24 protein-coding genes are annotated in these 16,586 nt (G+C 46.2%); 5 read left to right on the forward strand and 19 right to left on the reverse strand.

All coding sequences use genetic code 11. The annotated features are described in order from the left end of the window. Positions 1-113 precede the first annotated feature (113 nt). Both asnC and udp read left to right on the forward strand, forming a co-directional pair. The gene (gene asnC, locus EDC16_RS02685) at positions 114-575 is read left to right on the forward strand and encodes a transcriptional regulator AsnC (protein WP_132965147.1); all 462 of its coding nucleotides are present in this window, start codon (positions 114-116) and stop codon (positions 573-575) included. 79 nt (positions 576-654) lie between these two features. Continuing rightward, complete coding sequence (gene udp / locus EDC16_RS02690; protein ID WP_132965149.1) at positions 655-1,410, forward strand: uridine phosphorylase; 756 nt, start codon at positions 655-657, stop codon at positions 1,408-1,410. Positions 1,411-1,484: 74 nt separating this feature from the next. Here the strand turns inward: udp and EDC16_RS02695 are convergent, their stop codons facing one another. From EDC16_RS02695 to ftsB, 10 genes are all read right to left on the reverse strand, one after another. Further along, positions 1,485-1,700 (reverse strand): HP1242/YdcH family protein, encoded by a 216-nt coding sequence (locus tag EDC16_RS02695; RefSeq protein WP_132965151.1) that lies wholly within the window; start codon positions 1,698-1,700, stop codon positions 1,485-1,487. A gap of 356 nt (positions 1,701-2,056) precedes the next feature. Then, positions 2,057-2,704, reverse strand: a complete 648-nt coding sequence (locus EDC16_RS02700; RefSeq protein WP_132965153.1) for a bifunctional 4-hydroxy-2-oxoglutarate aldolase/2-dehydro-3-deoxy-phosphogluconate aldolase — start codon at positions 2,702-2,704, stop codon at positions 2,057-2,059. A gap of 260 nt (positions 2,705-2,964) precedes the next feature. Next, entirely contained in the window at positions 2,965-4,215 is a 1,251-nt protein-coding gene (gene nlpD, locus EDC16_RS02705; RefSeq protein WP_132965155.1) for a murein hydrolase activator NlpD, read from the reverse strand. 14 nt (positions 4,216-4,229) lie between these two features. Then, the gene (locus EDC16_RS02710; protein ID WP_132965157.1) at positions 4,230-4,805 is read right to left on the reverse strand and encodes a YqaA family protein; all 576 of its coding nucleotides are present in this window, start codon (positions 4,803-4,805) and stop codon (positions 4,230-4,232) included. Beyond that, the gene (locus EDC16_RS02715; protein ID WP_132965159.1) at positions 4,802-5,428 is read right to left on the reverse strand and encodes a protein-L-isoaspartate(D-aspartate) O-methyltransferase; all 627 of its coding nucleotides are present in this window, start codon (positions 5,426-5,428) and stop codon (positions 4,802-4,804) included. The genes EDC16_RS02710 and EDC16_RS02715 overlap by 4 nt, the downstream gene beginning before the upstream one ends. A gap of 1 nt (position 5,429) precedes the next feature. Then, positions 5,430-6,170: a 5'/3'-nucleotidase SurE gene (gene surE / locus EDC16_RS02720; protein ID WP_132965161.1), complete on the reverse strand. Its 741-nt coding sequence runs from the start codon at positions 6,168-6,170 to the stop codon at positions 5,430-5,432. A 14-nt stretch (positions 6,171-6,184) separates the two neighbouring features. Next, positions 6,185-7,216 (reverse strand): tRNA pseudouridine(13) synthase TruD, encoded by a 1,032-nt coding sequence (gene truD / locus EDC16_RS02725; protein WP_132965163.1) that lies wholly within the window; start codon positions 7,214-7,216, stop codon positions 6,185-6,187. Next, positions 7,216-7,695: a 2-C-methyl-D-erythritol 2,4-cyclodiphosphate synthase gene (gene ispF, locus EDC16_RS02730; protein WP_132965165.1), complete on the reverse strand. Its 480-nt coding sequence runs from the start codon at positions 7,693-7,695 to the stop codon at positions 7,216-7,218. Before ispF ends, truD begins: the two co-directional genes overlap by 1 nt. Then, a complete protein-coding gene (gene ispD / locus EDC16_RS02735; RefSeq protein WP_132965167.1) occupies positions 7,692-8,390 on the reverse strand; it encodes a 2-C-methyl-D-erythritol 4-phosphate cytidylyltransferase in 699 nt (232 codons plus the stop codon). The genes ispF and ispD overlap by 4 nt, the downstream gene beginning before the upstream one ends. Next, positions 8,390-8,674: a cell division protein FtsB gene (gene ftsB / locus EDC16_RS02740; protein ID WP_132965169.1), complete on the reverse strand. Its 285-nt coding sequence runs from the start codon at positions 8,672-8,674 to the stop codon at positions 8,390-8,392. Before ftsB ends, ispD begins: the two co-directional genes overlap by 1 nt. Positions 8,675-9,013: 339 nt before the next feature. Between ftsB and EDC16_RS12655 the strand changes: the two genes are divergently transcribed. Beyond that, on the forward strand, positions 9,014-9,184 hold the full coding sequence (locus tag EDC16_RS12655) for a hypothetical protein (protein ID WP_157330441.1): 171 nt from the start codon (positions 9,014-9,016) through the stop codon (positions 9,182-9,184). A gap of 177 nt (positions 9,185-9,361) precedes the next feature. Here EDC16_RS12655 and EDC16_RS02745 read toward each other — a convergent pair whose 3' ends face one another. Further along, positions 9,362-10,183 carry a carbon-nitrogen hydrolase family protein gene (locus EDC16_RS02745; protein WP_132965171.1) on the reverse strand — a complete coding sequence of 274 codons (822 nt, stop codon included), beginning with the start codon at positions 10,181-10,183 and terminating at the stop codon, positions 9,362-9,364. Positions 10,184-10,482: 299 nt separating this feature from the next. On the opposite strand from EDC16_RS02745, the gene aqpZ reads away from it, so the two are divergent. Beyond that, the gene (aqpZ, locus tag EDC16_RS02750; RefSeq protein WP_132965173.1) at positions 10,483-11,175 is read left to right on the forward strand and encodes an aquaporin Z; all 693 of its coding nucleotides are present in this window, start codon (positions 10,483-10,485) and stop codon (positions 11,173-11,175) included. A gap of 99 nt (positions 11,176-11,274) precedes the next feature. Beyond that, entirely contained in the window at positions 11,275-11,754 is a 480-nt protein-coding gene (gene greB, locus EDC16_RS02755) for a transcription elongation factor GreB (protein ID WP_132965174.1), read from the forward strand. On the opposite strand, the gene EDC16_RS02760 is transcribed toward greB, so the two are convergent. From EDC16_RS02760 to radC, 8 genes are all read right to left on the reverse strand, one after another. Then, positions 11,751-12,215, reverse strand: coding sequence for a SoxR reducing system RseC family protein (locus tag EDC16_RS02760; protein ID WP_132965176.1), 465 nt, complete (start codon positions 12,213-12,215; stop codon positions 11,751-11,753). The two genes, greB and EDC16_RS02760, sit on opposite strands and share 4 nt — an antisense overlap. Positions 12,216-12,217: 2 nt before the next feature. Then, the gene (locus EDC16_RS02765) at positions 12,218-13,234 is read right to left on the reverse strand and encodes a MucB/RseB C-terminal domain-containing protein (protein ID WP_132965178.1); all 1,017 of its coding nucleotides are present in this window, start codon (positions 13,232-13,234) and stop codon (positions 12,218-12,220) included. 150 nt (positions 13,235-13,384) lie between these two features. Then, positions 13,385-13,972: a sigma-E factor negative regulatory protein gene (locus tag EDC16_RS02770; RefSeq protein WP_132965180.1), complete on the reverse strand. Its 588-nt coding sequence runs from the start codon at positions 13,970-13,972 to the stop codon at positions 13,385-13,387. A gap of 68 nt (positions 13,973-14,040) precedes the next feature. Further along, a complete protein-coding gene (rpoE, locus tag EDC16_RS02775; protein ID WP_132965182.1) occupies positions 14,041-14,622 on the reverse strand; it encodes an RNA polymerase sigma factor RpoE in 582 nt (193 codons plus the stop codon). A 128-nt stretch (positions 14,623-14,750) separates the two neighbouring features. Then, entirely contained in the window at positions 14,751-15,002 is a 252-nt protein-coding gene (locus EDC16_RS02780) for an FAD assembly factor SdhE (protein WP_132965184.1), read from the reverse strand. Between the two features lie 121 nt (positions 15,003-15,123). Continuing rightward, positions 15,124-15,294: a 50S ribosomal protein L33 gene (gene rpmG / locus EDC16_RS02785; protein ID WP_132965186.1), complete on the reverse strand. Its 171-nt coding sequence runs from the start codon at positions 15,292-15,294 to the stop codon at positions 15,124-15,126. Between the two features lie 11 nt (positions 15,295-15,305). Then, positions 15,306-15,542, reverse strand: coding sequence for a 50S ribosomal protein L28 (gene rpmB, locus EDC16_RS02790; RefSeq protein WP_034615498.1), 237 nt, complete (start codon positions 15,540-15,542; stop codon positions 15,306-15,308). Between the two features lie 215 nt (positions 15,543-15,757). Beyond that, a complete protein-coding gene (radC, locus tag EDC16_RS02795; RefSeq protein ID WP_198362726.1) occupies positions 15,758-16,453 on the reverse strand; it encodes a RadC family protein in 696 nt (231 codons plus the stop codon). Positions 16,454-16,586 lie beyond the last annotated feature (133 nt).

Consider the following 16,586-nt stretch of genomic DNA (forward strand, 5'->3'; position numbering starts at 1 on the left):
TTCAACAAACAAACAAAAAATTCCAATACTTTTTTAATTTTTTTTGTTAATATGTGGTCATTAATCAATAGAAGCATATTTTTTTTGAAAAAAAACTAAAATCGGAGAAGCGTATGCAACATACCAGCCACATTGATGCTCTTGATCAACAAATCTTGCGGGTTCTGACCAAAGATGCCCGAACCCCCTATGCCGAAATGGCAAAAAAATTCGGGGTCAGTCCGGGAACAATTCATGTTCGGGTAGAAAAAATGCGCCAATCGGGTGTGATAGAAGGGACTAAAGTGCGGATCAACGAACGCAAACTGGGTTATGATGTTTGCTGCTTTATCGGCATTATTCTAAAAAGCGCTAAAGACTACGACACCGTGATTAAAAAGCTGCAAACTTTTGACGAAGTGGTTGAGGCTTATTACACCACCGGCAATTACTCTATCTTTATCAAGGTGATGACCCACACTATTGAAGAGCTACATGGGGTACTGGCGAACAAAATTCAGCTGATAGATGAGATCCAGTCCACAGAAACGTTAATTTCTATGCAAAATCCTATTCTGAGAGATATAAATCCTTAATTGTTTGGCGTAAAATATCTCTTTTACGGTATATATAAAATTTTATATAAATCAATAATAATAACAAGGAGATGTTTTTATGGCAGATGTATTTCATTTAGGGTTAACTAAAGCGGATTTGGAAGGGGCAACGGTTGCGATCGTCCCGGGTGATCCGGCTCGTGTCGAGCGTATTGCTAAGCAGATGGACAAACCTAAATTTTTGGTCTCTACCCGCGAGTTTACTTCATGGTTAGGTTATGTCGGCGGTAAACCAATTATGATCTGTTCCACAGGGATCGGTGGTCCTTCTGTTTCAATCGCAGTAGAAGAGTTAGCACAATTAGGCGTGCGCACTTTCTTGCGCATCGGCACTACCGGTGCGATTCAGCCACATATTAATGTCGGTGATATTTTAGTCACCACCGGTGCGGTGCGTTTAGACGGCGCCAGCCAACACTTTGCACCGTTAGAATACCCGGCAGTAGCCGATTTCACTTGTACTTCGGCGCTATACCAAGTTGCCAAAGAAAGCGGCGCAGCGACCTATGTCGGCATCACGGCTTCTTCCGATACATTCTATCCGGGACAAGAGCGCTACGATACCTACAGTGGCAAAATCTGCCGCCGTTTCAAAGACTCGCTGAAAGAGTGGCAACAACTGAACGTGATGAATTTTGAGATGGAATCTGCCACCTTATTCACCATGTGCTCAGCGTTAGGCTTAAGAGCGGGCATGATTTCTGCCGTGATCGTCAACCGCACCCAGCAAGAAATTCCAAACGAAAGTACCATCAAAGCCGCTGAAGGCACAGCGGTAGCCTTGGTGGTGAAAGCGGCCGGACAGCTGGCTTAAACCTTAATCATCCTTAGATAAACCAATCCCGCAACATTGACTAATGTGCGGGATTTTTGATATTAGCGCCTATCCTAGGCTGCTGCGTTTTTCAAAATCAGATATAACTCATCTTTGAGGCGCAACTTCTCTTTTTTCAGATTTTCAACTTCAGTCACCGTACCCAATTCTATATTGGTTTCAATGGCTTTAATTTTGTGGTCAAGTTCATTGTGCTTGTCAAACAAACGGCTAAAGTGGGCATCTTCTAATTTCAGACGGCTGATCAAATCACGATATTCTGGAAACATACTAAAACTCCTGTTAAATGATGGGAATAGACGGAAGCAAATCAATTTTGTTTTACTCTAACACCAAATAGCAAATATAACTCGGCGACAGCTCACAAAATTGACTTTAATTAGGGTTTGTTGATATTTGTTTAGGGTCTGTTGATCTTTGTTTATAATTTGAGCTATAGACTATTTTTCGTCAATACAAGGCAAAAGTCGTGAAGTTTAGTTATTCTAAACGAACGGCTTTTAACGCAGTAGTGGCGAAAAATAGTCTATAGCTCAAATTATAAACAAAGATCAACAGACCCTATATAGTGAAATAAAAAACAGGACACCACGGGTGCATCCTGTCAATTATAAAGCGAGTCTGCTTATTTGCGTAAGCCGCCGACAAACTGCACCGCTTCTTGCGTGAGGCGTGTCACTTCATCCCAATTTCCAGCAGCGATTGCCTCATTCGGAATCATCCAAGAACCACCCACCGTCGCCACACAATCCAATGCCATATAATTGGCCACATTTTTCGGGCTAATCCCGCCGGTCGGGCAGAACTTCAACTGTGGCAATGGGGCAGAAATCGCTTTCAATGCCGGAGCACCGCCATTGGCTTCTGCCGGAAAAAATTTCAAATGATCGTAGCCCAATTCAAGTGCGGTCATCATCTCAGATGGCGTTGAAGTACCCGGCATTAACGGCACTTCGCCCTGCGCAGCATGTTTTAATAACGACAGCGTCGCTCCCGGCGAAATAATAAACTTCGCCCCTGCTGCAAGTGCCGCATCATATTGCTGTGGCGAAATCACTGTTCCGGCGCCTACCAGCGCCTCTGGCATCGCTTCACTGATGATTTTAATCGCCTCTAGTGCCACCGCACTGCGCAAGGTAATCTCAAACACCTTAATGCCGCCTGCCGACAGTGCTTGCGCCATTGGTAACGCATCCTTTAAATGTTTGATCACCATCACCGGCACCACCGGGGAAGCGGCAAAAACCGCACTAGGTTGTAAACTCCAATTCATAGCAAAAATCCTTGTTAAAAATTCCGTCAATCAAAAAACACAATATCAAAACAGCTTTTTAAAGATAGCAAAAAAACGGACCACTGTCGCATATCACACGATGAAAAGTGCGGTTTAAAGCCATTTTTTGTGATCTTGATCACTTAATACAAACACAAACGGACAGAAAATTCTGTCCGTTGTTTGAGCTAAAACGAGCTGTACTAGGGTCTGTTGATCTTTGTTTATAATTTGAGCTATAGACCCTAACGTGGTGACCATTAACGCGACGGTAAGTAGCGAGCCGGATCGACTGATTTGCCTTTGTAACGGATTTCAAAATGCAGTTTGACCGAATTAGTACCGGAGCTGCCCATTTTGGCAATTTGCTGTCCGGCGCTGACTTCTTGCTGGTCTTTGACTGAAATGCTTTCGTTATGCGCATAGGCACTGAGGAAATCATCATTGTGTTTGATGATGATCAGATTGCCGTAGCCGCGCAATGCATTACCGGCATACACCACCCGCCCTGCGGCGGCGGCATTCACTGCTTGTCCACGTGAACCGGAAATATCGATACCTTTATTGCCGCCGTCTGAAGAGGAAAAGCCTTGAATCACTTTGCCGCTGCTCGGCCAGCGCCAACTGATGTTAGAATTAACCGCACTTGGTGGGGTCGTATCCACACGAGCAGCTGCTGTGGCTACTGTTCCTGCCGTTGCCGTCACTGCTTGTTGTGCCTGTTGCTGCGCCATAGTGGCGGCATTACCGGCTGAGGCTTTCACCGGTCCGATAATCGTACCGTCAGAGCCATATTGAGTATTATTCGGACCCGGTGTATAAGAAACCGCTGGTTGGGTAACGGCTGGAGTTGTTGCTGGTGCTGATTGTGCCGCTACCGTACCGCCTGCAGGCGCCGAGCTAGGTGCAACCGCACTTGCTCCGTTGCCGATTTTCAAAACTTGTCCGACTTTCAGATTGTAAGGTTCGCTCATCTGGTTTTTCGCCGCCAGCTCTGCCACATCCATACCGGAAATATAAGCGATTAAAAACATGGTATCGCCTTTACGCACTGTGTAATTGTCGCCTTTATAAAAACCTTTATCAATTTGATTATAGATTGGAGCATTAGTGGCGCTGTCACGCGGGATCGTGAAATCCTGTGAAGCATTATTAGTACGAGTTTGGCTGTTCACCGCCGTGCCGACAGTTTGAGTAGCCTGCTGCACCTGTCCAATCGGCTGCTGCACCGCACTTTGTACATTTTGCTGCACCTGTTGCGTTTGGGTTTGCGCTTGTCCGATCGGCTGTTGAATGGCTTGTTGCACCGACATACTTTCCGGCATACTTTGCTGCTGAATTTCAGGCTGCCAACTACCATTGCTCGCACCACTGGCTTCAACCGGCTGCATAATGCCCGGAGACAGATTGCCGTCCGCACTTTGTACCGGCGCACCGCCACTGCTGCTACAACCGGCTAAAACAGCCAACGCCAGCGCAGTTGCCGGGAAAAAGAACAGTTTATTTTTCATGTTTAAATCCTTGACTAACGTAAAATAAGATAAGCGATAACCGCTAAGACTACCACGCCCCAACCGATCACTTCAATAGAACGGCGCAACTTGGCTTCAATTTTTGGCCCGCCCCAGGCGGACAATTTTGCGACCAGAATAAACCGTGCCGCACGGGAAACAAAAGCGGTCACGGCAAACGGCAGCAGTGCCATATGCAACAACCCGCCGGCAATGGTGAATACTTTATAGGGAATCGGCGAGAAACCGGCGACGAATAATACCAAGATACCCCACTGGTCAAACCAAGCTATCACTTGTTCCATTTTCGCCTGATAACCAAATTGGATAATATAATGTTGAACAAAATCATAAGCGTAATAGCCGATCGCATAGCCGAGCAATCCGCCCAACATTGAGGCAAGTGCGGTGTAAAGTGCATATTTCATTGCCTGTTTAGGTTTGTTCATCGCCATTGGGATCAACATCACATCCGGCGGAATCGGAAAAAAGACCGCTTCAATGAAGCTGACAAAACACAACCAATAAACCGCTAAACGGTGACGTGACCACTGCATGGTCTTGTCATACATTTTACCAAAAATTTTCACTGTAGCTCTCCTGCCACCAACGGTACAAATTTAACATCTTCTATATTTTCCACTCGATACCGATCTCCGATGCGAGTAATCAATTGCAATATTTGATTGCCAACCCCGATTGGGATCACCATTCTGCCGCCGTCACGCAGCTGTTGTAGCAACTCAATCGGCATATTTTCTGCGGCAGCGGTCACCATAATCGCATCAAACGGTGCTTTGGCTTTCCAGCCCTCCCAGCCATCAGCATGGCGCAGTTGCACATTATGCAACTCCAATTTTTTCAGGCGGTGAATCGCTTGCCATTGTAATTTTTTAATTCGCTCCACGCTATAAACTTTATGGCATAATTTTGCTAAAAGTGCGGTCTGATAGCCACTGCCGGTGCCGATTTCCAACACATGATGCTCGGCTTGCAATCCCAACAGTTCGGTCATTCTGGCGACAATGTAGGGTTGTGATAACGTTTGTCCTTCGCCAATCGGAATCGCCATATTTTCATAACAACGGCGAGTGAACGCCTCCTCCACAAAAAACGCACGTGGGATCTCATAGATCGCCTGTAAAATAGCCTGATCTTTGATTCCCTGCGCCTGAAGGCGCTGCACCAAGCGGCGTTGTTCGATTTTAGACATCTTATGCCGTTTCCAGCCAATGTTGTAGCCGTTGCAATGACTGATGCGCCGTCATATCAGTTTGAATCGGTGTCAAAGAGACATAGCCGTGCTCCACGGCATGAAAGTCTGTCCCCTCACCACTGTATTCCGGCAGACCGCTGGCACCCACCCAATAAATGCTTTCGCCACGTGGATCAATCTGTTTCACCATTTCACTGGCTGATTCACGATAGCCCAATTTAGTTACTTTCGAACCTTTTAAGTCAGCATACGGCAGATCCGGCACGTTGATGTTGATGATTTCGCGCGAACTCAACACATTGTCGTGCAATTTCGGAATCAAATCACACACCACCTGCGCTGCGGTTTCAAAATAAATTCGTCCGTCTAATGACACCGCAATCGACGGCAAACCCAAGTGTCGTCCTTCCAATGCCGCTGCGACTGTGCCGGAATAGATCACATCATCGCCTAAATTCGCACCGGCATTGATACCGGAAACCACCAGATCAACCCGTCCGGCAAGGAAACCGTTCAGCGCCAAATGCACACAATCCGCCGGCGTGCCGTTGATGCAGTAGTCACCGTTTGGTAATTTTAGCGGCCGTAGTGGCTCAACCAAGGTTAACGAGCTCGAGGCTGCACTGCGGTTACGATCCGGTGCGACAATGGTCACAGTGGCAAATTTGCGTAATGCCGCCGCCATGGTTTGAATTCCCTCGGCATGGATCCCGTCATCGTTACTTAACAAAATATGCATAATTATCCTTGTTGTTATTCATGTTCAAGCTGCGCTACTTCACGCACCAGCGCCGTAGCATAACTGCCACTGTCCAGATAAAACGATAAACGCAAGCCGTCTGCCGCAAACTGCCAAGTGAAATCTTGCGCCTGCGCCAACAATGCGCGGCGCGCATTTTGCAACCGCTCTTGCTGCATTAAAGCCAGCAATTCAGGGTGTTGCTCTACCACCGCTCGCTCACGTTCGGCGGCTTCGGCTTGGCTGTCCAGTTGCTTTGAACCGACTAGCGCTGCGGTCAAAGCAAGATCCTGTTGCTGCAAGCGCAACTGTAACAACGGCAATTCCGCTGCCGTTGCCACAAACCAACTGTGTGAGCCTTGCAATTGCAGCACATCACCGTCTAACACCGTCGTCGTCAACTGATCTTCAATCCGCTGTGAAACGATTAAATTAAACAATTCACTGCGAGCGGCGGAGAGGTAAAAGCTACGCTTTTTACGGTCTTTAACCTGAATTTCACCTTGCGCCCAACGCAGCGCCTGAGTCAAATTATGCCCGTCACGTCCGAAGCGTTGCTCCATAAAATAGTTGGGAAAACCGCACTTTTCAATTTGTTGTAAACGCTGAATCAAATCGGCACTTTGCTGCAAATCTCGCAATAAAATCTCAAAACGGTTGCCTTGCAAGCTGCCGATGCGGATTTTGCGATTATGGCGGCTGACGTGCAAAATTTCAACGCCCTCCTCAACGCCCTCCAATGCAAACTGGCTGAAATCCGGTGTCGCCTTGCCCGGCAGATGCAGGCAGAACCACTGCTCAGTGACTGCATGGCGATCTTTCAAGCCGGCATAACTCATGTTTTTGGCGGAGATGCCGACAAATGCCGCCAACTTCTCACCAACAAACAAAGTATTGGCATTGGTTTTGCGCACCTTTAAGGCAACAAATTCGCCTTCGCCACTGATTGCGTAGCCCAGCTCCTCTTTCACGATAAAATCGCTGAATTCGGCTTTCAAGCGGGCGGTTTGTTGTGGTTTACCGTATAAATATTGCAGTTCTGACATCAGCTATCCTTAAGCAGCAGTGCTACCGCTTCACAGGCAATGCCTTCGCCGCGCCCGGTGAATCCCAGCTTTTCGCTGGTGGTTGCCTTCACATTCACTTGTTGCACATAACAGCCCAAATCTTCGGCAATGCAAGCCCGCATGGCGTCAATATGCGGTCGCATTTTCGGCGCTTGCGCAATAATCGTGACGTCCACATTGCCCACTCGGTAGCCTTGCAACCGCACTTGGCGATAGGCTTCACGCAATAAGCCACGGCTGTCAGCACCTTGATAGGCCATATCGGTGTCGGGGAATAATTTGCCGATGTCACCCAACGCCACCGCGCCTAGCAAAGCATCGGTCAAGGCGTGCAGTGCCACATCGCCGTCCGAATGCGCCAACAGCCCCTTTTCATAGGGAATTGCCACGCCGCCGATAATTATCGGCCCTGCACCGCCGAAAGCGTGTACATCAAAACCATGTCCTATGCGTATCATTTGCCGTTTCTCCGTTGTAAATAAAATTCCGCCAAGGCCAGATCCTCCGGTCGGGTGATTTTCAAATTATCTGAGCGTCCCGACACCAAGTGCGGTTTATAGCCCGACAGCTCCATCGCCGAGGCTTCATCCGTCAGGATCAAATTCTGTTCAAACGCATGGGCATAGGCTTTTGTCAGTAATTCGGTAGGGAAGAATTGCGGGGTCAAGGCGTGCCACAATTGCGAGCGATCTTCAGTGGCTTGAATCTGTTGTGCGCTATCGGCACGCTTGATCGTATCGGTTGCCGGATACGCTAAAATAGCCCCGTTGGGATCGTCGATTTGCAGCAATTTATCCAAATCTTGATGGGTCAAACAAGGGCGTGCCGCATCATGCACCAGCACCCAACTCTCGCCATTCCCAATTTCTACCGCACTTTGCAACGCAGCAAACACCGAAGCCGCACGGGTTTCACCACCGTGTACCATCTGAATTTGCGGATGTTGCGCTAAGCCCAATTGTCCGATGTAGGGGTCGTCTTGCGCCACCGACAAAATCACTTTTTCAATCGGCGCATAGCTCAACAGCACGTCCAAGGTGTGTTGCAAAATGGGTTTGCCGTTCAGCAATAAATACTGCTTGGGTTTATCCTGCTGCATCCGACTGCCGACACCCGCCGCCGGCACGATGGCAATAATATTACGCGCCACCATTATTGATATTCGTCCGCTTTCATTAAACGGTAGAAAACCTCGTTGGATTTGACCATGTCGTGTTCCAGGCGGGCACGTTCTTCTACTGCCGCTACGCCCTCTTTCAAATCTTTGATTTCTGCCATAATCAATTGATTACGCTGCGCCAACAGGGTATTTTCCGCCGATCGTTGCTCAATTTCCTGCTGCACCGCCTGATAATCACGGTAGCCGTTTTTGCCGAACCAAAAGCTGTATTGAAACAGCAGCAGCAGACCACCAAGGATAATGATCAATACCCGCATACTTGCCTTTCCTGTTTGAGTTAAAAATGGGGATAGTTTACCTTGAAATTCGCCAAAAGTGGAACGCTAAACAGCATTTCGCTAAAGAGGATTGCTCCAATACTCTTGCCACTCACTATGTTTACATTTGATAGCGCAACAACCAATAGGCTAAATGCTATGTATCCCACAGATTTAATTCAGAAAAAAAATAGATAAAACAATAAGTAATATACAAAACCTTAATCATGGAAGAGGAAATATGTGAGCAAGATCATTGAAGTGATAATTAATATCAATAATAATCAGCTTGCTACTTAAGAGCACTATAGTCAAGTTTATCATCGGAAGATAACTTTAATGATGAAGAAAGGTGAACACAGAGTTGAGGAATATAAATTCAACTCTGAAAAATATGCAAAAGATTATTTTTCTAATTATAGGGTGCATGGCGGTTATAATGAAAATATTAATAAGCAGAATAAATATAAAAGAGTTTATATTAGTAGTAGTCCTTTTCTCTTTGTTTAGAAATTTTATTTATCCATATATACCTATTGAAATAAATCTTTTTATCACCGAATTAGCATACATAATGATAATTACAAAAGCGTATAGATTCATTAACAATAAGCCAATTAATAAAGATTTGTGCTAAAACCGCACTTTTATCGACAAAACGCTAAAAGTGCGGTTTGCAGTCGAGCCTTAAGAACGGATAAATAACTGACGGTGATCCAGCGCCGGCAGTTGCGAGCGCACTTCAGCCAAGCGCCGAAAATCAAGCGCCGCCAGCGCAAAACCTTCGCCTTCGCCGACACCGCTGATAATTTCCCCCCAAGGGTCGATGATCATACTTTGTCCAAATGTAGTACGCCCATTTTGATGGCGTCCGCCTTGTGCCGAGGCAATCACATAACACTGATTTTCGATGGCTCTGGCACGCAACAGCACTTCCCAGTGCGCCTTGCCGGTGGTGTATGTGAACGCTGCCGGCAACACCAGCACGTCATACGGGGTTTGGGCGCGAAACAATTCAGGAAACCGCAGGTCATAACAAATCCCTTGCCCAACCTGAATATCGCCAATCTTCAGTTGTGGCACTTGATAACCGGCTTGAATGCTGTCGGCTTCGCAATATTTTTCACCGATGCCGGTGTAGCTGAACAGATGGATTTTGTCGTAACGGGAAAGCAGTTCGCCCTGTTCACCATACACCAACATACTATTTAACACTTTATTGTCTTCACTGCTGCGCAGCGCAATCGAACCGGAAAATAGCACGATGTTCAGCGCCTTTGCCAGCTCGGATAGTAATGTTTGTAATCTGCCCTCGCCAAAAGCTTCGGCAATCGCCAGCTTATCCTGCTCATGCGCCCCCATTAACGCCCAATATTCCGGCAAAACCACCCATTTTGCCCCCGCTTTGGCGGCTTTGCGTACCAGTGCCTGCATCGTATCAATATTATTGTTGATATCTGTGGTTGAAACCATTTGAATGGTAGCGACTTTAAAATTGGCTGCCGTCATATGCCCTATCCTTCTGTATTACATCTATCGATTTCAGTATCGCCTGATTCTATTCCGAACACAAGCTTTGTGCACTATTTTTAAACGAATTCATGTAGTTATTCATCAAATCAACACTCCTTATGATGTTCAAATTATAGCAAGAAAAAAGTAACATAGCGGTATTATATGTAACAAAAAGCCAAATACTTTTTTTAGAATTAAATATAAACATCATATGAAGCAAAATAGTGTTTGTAGTCTGCTTCTGAATAGCGTAATATTCGCTCGTTTTTACATCAACAAAAGGATATTTTAGTATGAACAAATATTTTGCTGAATTCTTTGGCACATTCTGGTTGGTCTTCGGCGGTTGCGGAAGTGCGGTTTTGGCAGCGGCTTATCCTGAATTGGGTATCGGTTTTGCCGGTGTCGCATTAGCATTCGGTTTAACCGTATTGACCATGGCCTATGCGGTCGGACACATTTCCGGTGGCCACTTCAACCCGGCAGTTTCCGTCGGACTAATGATCGGTGGCCGTTTCAGTGCAAAAGAATTACTGCCATACATTATTTCTCAAGTGGTGGGCGCCACAGCAGCGGCGGCTGTGTTGTACTTCGTTGCCACCGGTAAAGCGGAATTTGACGCAGTAGCCAGCGGTTTTGCCAGCAACGGTTACGCTGAGCACTCGCCAAACCAATACAGCTTAGGCGCAGCATTGGTGATCGAAGTAGTACTAACCGCCTTCTTCCTGATCATCATCATGGGCGCCACCGATGAGCGCGCACCGAAAGGATTTGCCCCGATTGCGATCGGCTTGGGCTTAACCCTGATTCACTTGATCAGCATTCCGGTAACCAATACCTCGGTTAACCCGGCACGTAGTACCGGTGTTGCCTTGTTCCAAGGCGGTTGGGCAATTGAACAACTATGGTTGTTCTGGCTAGCACCGATTGTCGGCGCAGCACTCGGCGGTATCATTTACCGTTCATTGTTATCCGGCAACAAATAAGCATTCATTTTGCTCATATAAACCGCTTTCTGACAACGGAAAGCGGTTTTTTTGTATGTTATACTCTGCTTTTCGAGCAACAAACCCTATTATTCAATCATGGCAAAATCAAACTACATTACTCGCAACGGTTGGAATGTGCTGGATCAAGAATTGAAATTTCTCTGGCGTGAAGAGCGGCCGAAAGTGACGCAAGCGGTCTCCGAAGCGGCGGCATTAGGCGACCGCAGTGAAAATGCGGAATATATCTACGGCAAACGCCGCTTGCGTGAAATCGATCGCCGGGTGCGCTTTTTAAGCAAACGCTTGGATGTGCTGCAAATCGTGGATTATCACCCGAAACAAGAGGGCAAAGTGTTTTTTGGGGCGTGGGTGGAATTGGAAGATGTCGATGGCGACAACAAGCAGTATCGGATTGTCGGCTGTGATGAATTTGATCCGCACAAAAACTGGATTTCGATTGATTCACCGGTCGCACGCGCTTTAATCGGCAAAGCGGTTGATGATGAAATCAAGGTCAATACTCCGTCCGGCGAAGTGGTGTGGTATATCAATAAAATTTGGTATCAGGCGGATTAAGGCAGCTCATGACGAAAAGTGCGGTTTAATCTGCGTAGAAAAATCGGTTGATACAACGCATGGCGGCTTAAACGGTCGCCGATTTTTTTGATGCCGACAAAGGCAAGTGCGGTCATCGCCAACACAAACAGCGCAAGAATCAGCTCGTTATCTAAATACAGCGAGCCGATCACGGTCGAAAGCAAAAGTGCGGTCAGCGGCACGATATACAGCAGCATCGCCGAGAGAATCATTGATTTTTCTTGCAAACCAATTTCGATCAAATCGCCCTGCCGCAGCGGTTCGGCAACGGCAATTTCAAACAACAAACTGCCATCATTTTTGCTGCCGTTCAGCTCAGAGAGTGCCGCCGCACCACAACCGGCACGGGCTGCACAACCGCCACACCCTTGTTTGGTCTCACACCGCACTTTGGCGATGCCGTTGTGGTAATCCGCTACCACTGCGGTTTCAATCAACATCGTTATTGTCCGCTGCTTTCAAAGCTGAGATCTTTGACAATCCGTTTTGCCGTCGCCAATGGAATCTGCCCGATTAGCGTGATTTCACGGTTATTCAGCACTTCGCTGTAAATCGTATTGCCTGCTTGCTGCCAGTAGTGCTCGCCCAATTTGTCTTCAATGTTATGATTGATATATAAACTGAAAGAGAAAAGCCCGTCACTAAACATCACGCTTTCTAACATGCCGATTTCCGTTTGATAGTATTCGTGCTTGATTTGTTGAAATCCCGGCGGCAGCCATGCCAAACGCCATTGTTGTTTACCCGGCAGTGCATCACCTTGTACATTAATCAACGGTGGTAAATTAAGTTGATCCAAACGACTGCTCAGCGTTTGTAATTCAATCGCATCTTGTTGCAGCGCAATCACCCGAAATTGCTCCAACAATTCACCATTACGTTCCAACATATCGCTGCGCAGTAACAGATGACTCTGCTCATCCAGCCATAAAACATACTGGTAACGAAAATCATCTTTCGGCAGCAGCCGAATCACTTGAGCAACCCGATCAGCAATACGGGTTTTACCGGCATCCACAAAATCATAATAGCTTTTCAGCTTATCATAATCCGCATAGACCACACTGGGAATATTGTCCAAAATATACGGACCTTTAATACTGAACGGCTGATAGCCGTTGCCGTAATAACTGATAATAGCATCACGTTGCACCACTTCCTGCTGCACACCGTCCAAAGCGGATAATTGAGCGTAATGGCGCTGATTGGCAAAAACGTGGCGATATTGGTAGCTGTTAACCTGATTCGGTAAGATTTGGATAAACGCCATTTCATAATTGCCGTGGCGCCATGTTTGCGCCATTCGTTGCAGTGTATCCAGCAGTGTCGCAGGCAATGCCGGATTTTGCACCGGCTCGCCCAATGGCTGAAGTGCCGGTTGGCTATTCTGTTGTGCGTTTAATATGCTAGAAAAGGTTAGGGTTGCACAGATAACCCATACTGTTTTAAATAACTTCATAAAGGTCTCAACATAAACCGACTAGAGTGGATTAAATTTGTTTTAAGATAAAGTAGCAGAACCATAGGCAACATTAGAACCAATTTAATTCACTATAAAACAAATTCACCACCCAAAGGTGGTGAATATCATCATCGCATTATGGTTTGCTTACTCACGGCTAGCGGCAGCACTCAAGGGCTGAGTATGGCTGCGGCGCTGCAATTCATAATTTTGTAGCATCATATTAATCCGCTTGCTTTGCTGTTCAAGCTGCGCCTGAGTCGGCACATCTTGGCTTGGAGCATTATAGCTGACTTGCTGAATATTATTGGTAAATGGCAGCGTTTGCAACACCGGGTTATCAGCAACCGCTACGCCATGGTCATTTTGTAGATAATTCTGTACGCCAAACACCGCAACCAAGCACACAGTTGCCGCCACAGCAACTTGAGTTAGCGGCGCAAACAAACCTTTGAGTTTTTGCATAAACGGCAATTTTTCTACTTCGACTGGCGTTGGTTGAGCCACTGTCGCTTGGGCAGCAAAGTGCGGTGCCGGCTCTGCGTCAATCAGCGTCGCCATTTTCGCGGTAAAATCGGCACCGAGCAGCACCGTCGTTTCCTGACGTACCACGGTACGCACCAGATGGTAGTGATTCCATGCCTGTTGAAGTTCTTCATCTTGGCAGAGAGAATCAAGCAAATGATCATTTTGATATTCTCCATCCAGATAAGCTGAAAGCAACTCTTTTTGCATTTTAATCTACTCCGCTATTTTTAATCAATTTTTAGTAAACTATTCAGTTAACTTAAGTTTCGTCAATATTAACGTTCGTTGTTGATTAGAGGTGAAATCTTGCTGTCGATAATTTCCCTTGCCCGAAAAATGCGGGAACGTACCGTTCCGACCGGACAATCCATAATCTCAGCAATCTCTTCGTAACTCAATCCCTCTAACTCCCTCAATGTAATTGAGGTTTTTAATTCTTCCGGTAGAGCGGCAATCGTTTCAAACACGATTTTTTTCAATTCCGACGATAAAATCAAATTTTCCGGCGTATCAATATTTCTCAAACTGTCGCCGGCATCATAAGTTTCTGCATCTTCAGCCTGAATATCTTCACTGGGTGGGCGCCGCCCTTGTGCCGTGAGATAATTTTTTGCCGTATTGACGGCAATCCGATAAAGCCAGGTATAAAATGCGCTATCGCCACGAAACAGTTCCAAAGAGCGGTAGGCTTTAATAAAAGTTTCCTGCACCACATCCGGAATATCGTTTGCCGAAACATAGCGGGTCAGCAACCCTGCCACTTTATTTTGGTGGCGTGCAACCAACAAATTAAATGCTTTTTTATCACCTTGCTGTGCCTTTTCTACCAGAGCCTGATCTGTTAGTTGTTCACTCATCAGAAGTGAATCTCCTTACCTCATATTACGCTAACAATCCAATTGCAATGACAGCAGGTCGGTATACTGAATTAGAGAGCACAATTTTTTAAAAGTTCAATTTTTATAAAAATTATCTTAATTATTTCTTAATTTTTGCTTAAATGCGCTTGAATCAGTCGTACCATTTCGTCCAACGCCGGAGTGGGGGCGGATTGTTGGTTCATCAGCCAGCGAAACAGCTCGGGATCGGTGTAATCCAATAATTCAACAAAAGTCGCCTTTTGTGCGTCAGAAAGATGCTCAAACCGATTTTGGTAAAACGGCATAATCATAAAATCCAGCTCCAACATGCCGCGCCGACAAGCCCATGCGATTTTTAATTGATTGTATTGCCCCATCTTTCCTTCCTATGCTTGCAGCGATTTAAGCCTCGAATGGCGCAAATCATACCATAATTCTTTAAACCGCAGGCATAAAAAAACCCGACATCACATCGGGCTTTTTCATTAAAAACAAAAATTATTTAATTTTTGCTTCTTTGTACAGAACGTGCTTACGAACAACGGGATCATATTTTTTGATCTCCATTTTTTCAGGCATGTTACGTTTGTTTTTTGTCGTAGTGTAGAAATGACCTGTTTCAGCAGTAGAAACCAGTTTGATTTTCTCACGAGCACCTTTACTTGCCATAATTCAGATCCTTAAAATTTTTCGCCTTTGGCACGCAGATCAGCCAAAACTGAATCAATGCCTTTTTTATCAATAATTCGCATACCTTTGGCAGAAACGCGCAAAGTGACGAATCTTTTCTCACTTTCAACCCAAAAACGGTGAGAGTGTAAATTCGGTAGAAAACGACGCTTGGTCGCATTCATTGCGTGCGAACGGTTGTTACCAACTGCCGGACGCTTGCCTGTTACTTGACAGACTCTAGACATGGTTAATTCTCCAATAAAACTTATTTAGCTCGAGCTTCGTGGTTCGGATCCCGCCTTGCGGTAACCTCGTCAGGTGTGTAACCCGACCCACGCCAATATTAAAGGTGGGGGATTATACCATTTTTTTGCAGTGACTCAAGTATAAAAACAGATTAAATCCAATTTTCAGCGAGCAGCGGATCTTTTCCTTCTTGTGGCCGGATCATTTTCTCTCTTTATAACCAACCCAGCTCGGAGAACGCTCGGTAGCTGCCATGGCCGATAACAAAATGATCCAGCAACCGCACTTCGACCAGATCGCATGCCAAACGGATCCGATCGGTAATCGCACGATCGGCATCGCTCGGCTCAGCAATACCGGACGGATGGTTATGTGCTAAAATCAAGGCCGCGGCATTATAGGCCAGTGCGGTTTTCACAATCTCACGCGGATGCACATAGGCGCTGTTGATACTGCCGAGAAACATCTCCTCTTGTTTAATCAAACGATGTTGATTGTCTAAAAACAGCACTAAAAAGACTTCTCGCTGCCGTGCTTCCAATTCAGTTTGCAAATACAGCCGTACGGTTTCCGGATTGGAAAACACCACCTCACGCCGTAATTCTTGCTGCAAATAACGCCTGGTCATCTCTTTGCATGCCTGCAATTGAATATATTGTGTCAGCCCCAGGCCTTTCATCTGACAAAACTGCTGCTGATCCACATTCAGCAATTCGCGCAATGAACCGAAATGCGCCAACACCTGCGCCGCCAATGTCATCACAGGGCAGCCTTTAATCCCGGTACGCAAAAAGATCGCCAGCAGCTCTTGGTCAGATAATTGTGCTGCACCATAATGCAGCAACTTTTCACGCGGCATCAGTTCATGCAAGCTGAGATCGATTGATATTCCCTTGTTTTCACTCTTCATACCACACCAGCTCTTCTTAAAAGACAAGTAAAACAGCAGTTTGCTTGCCTACGCTGCGGAAGAAAACGGTGGATAACTATTTTTGCGATCCAGCGCGTAAAACCCGTAACCAAGCTACCCTAGCCCAAGCGAG

The sequence above is a fragment of the Testudinibacter aquarius genome (genome assembly GCF_004342725.1).
Taxonomy (GTDB): Bacteria; Pseudomonadota; Gammaproteobacteria; order Enterobacterales; family Pasteurellaceae; genus Chelonobacter; species Chelonobacter aquarius.

Excerpts from the sequence above, each read along its gene's own strand:
- rpmG (WP_132965186.1), bottom strand. The coding sequence starts at position 15,294 with ATGGCAAGTAAAGGTGCTCGTGAGAAAATCAAACTGGTTTCTACTGCT.
- EDC16_RS02765 (WP_132965178.1), bottom strand. The coding sequence starts at position 13,234 with ATGAAGTTATTTAAAACAGTATGGGTTATCTGTGCAACCCTAACCTTT.
- surE (WP_132965161.1), bottom strand. The coding sequence starts at position 6,170 with ATGCATATTTTGTTAAGTAACGATGACGGGATCCATGCCGAGGGAATT.
- EDC16_RS02715 (WP_132965159.1), bottom strand. The coding sequence starts at position 5,428 with ATGTCTAAAATCGAACAACGCCGCTTGGTGCAGCGCCTTCAGGCGCAG.
- rpmB (WP_034615498.1), bottom strand. The coding sequence starts at position 15,542 with ATGTCTAGAGTCTGTCAAGTAACAGGCAAGCGTCCGGCAGTTGGTAAC.
- udp (WP_132965149.1), top strand. The coding sequence starts at position 655 with ATGGCAGATGTATTTCATTTAGGGTTAACTAAAGCGGATTTGGAAGGG.
- EDC16_RS02780 (WP_132965184.1), bottom strand. The coding sequence starts at position 15,002 with ATGGGGCAATACAATCAATTAAAAATCGCATGGGCTTGTCGGCGCGGC.
- ispF (WP_132965165.1), bottom strand. The coding sequence starts at position 7,695 with ATGATACGCATAGGACATGGTTTTGATGTACACGCTTTCGGCGGTGCA.
- EDC16_RS12655 (WP_157330441.1), top strand. The coding sequence starts at position 9,014 with ATGATGAAGAAAGGTGAACACAGAGTTGAGGAATATAAATTCAACTCT.
- EDC16_RS02770 (WP_132965180.1), bottom strand. The coding sequence starts at position 13,972 with ATGCAAAAAGAGTTGCTTTCAGCTTATCTGGATGGAGAATATCAAAAT.
- aqpZ (WP_132965173.1), top strand. The coding sequence starts at position 10,483 with ATGAACAAATATTTTGCTGAATTCTTTGGCACATTCTGGTTGGTCTTC.
- ispD (WP_132965167.1), bottom strand. The coding sequence starts at position 8,390 with ATGGTGGCGCGTAATATTATTGCCATCGTGCCGGCGGCGGGTGTCGGC.
- truD (WP_132965163.1), bottom strand. The coding sequence starts at position 7,216 with ATGTCAGAACTGCAATATTTATACGGTAAACCACAACAAACCGCCCGC.
- nlpD (WP_132965155.1), bottom strand. The coding sequence starts at position 4,215 with ATGAAAAATAAACTGTTCTTTTTCCCGGCAACTGCGCTGGCGTTGGCT.
- EDC16_RS02745 (WP_132965171.1), bottom strand. The coding sequence starts at position 10,183 with ATGACGGCAGCCAATTTTAAAGTCGCTACCATTCAAATGGTTTCAACC.
- radC (WP_198362726.1), bottom strand. The coding sequence starts at position 16,453 with ATGAAGAGTGAAAACAAGGGAATATCAATCGATCTCAGCTTGCATGAA.
- EDC16_RS02700 (WP_132965153.1), bottom strand. The coding sequence starts at position 2,704 with ATGAATTGGAGTTTACAACCTAGTGCGGTTTTTGCCGCTTCCCCGGTG.
- EDC16_RS02695 (WP_132965151.1), bottom strand. The coding sequence starts at position 1,700 with ATGTTTCCAGAATATCGTGATTTGATCAGCCGTCTGAAATTAGAAGAT.
- rpoE (WP_132965182.1), bottom strand. The coding sequence starts at position 14,622 with ATGAGTGAACAACTAACAGATCAGGCTCTGGTAGAAAAGGCACAGCAA.
- greB (WP_132965174.1), top strand. The coding sequence starts at position 11,275 with ATGGCAAAATCAAACTACATTACTCGCAACGGTTGGAATGTGCTGGAT.
- ftsB (WP_132965169.1), bottom strand. The coding sequence starts at position 8,674 with ATGCGGGTATTGATCATTATCCTTGGTGGTCTGCTGCTGCTGTTTCAA.
- EDC16_RS02760 (WP_132965176.1), bottom strand. The coding sequence starts at position 12,215 with ATGTTGATTGAAACCGCAGTGGTAGCGGATTACCACAACGGCATCGCC.
- asnC (WP_132965147.1), top strand. The coding sequence starts at position 114 with ATGCAACATACCAGCCACATTGATGCTCTTGATCAACAAATCTTGCGG.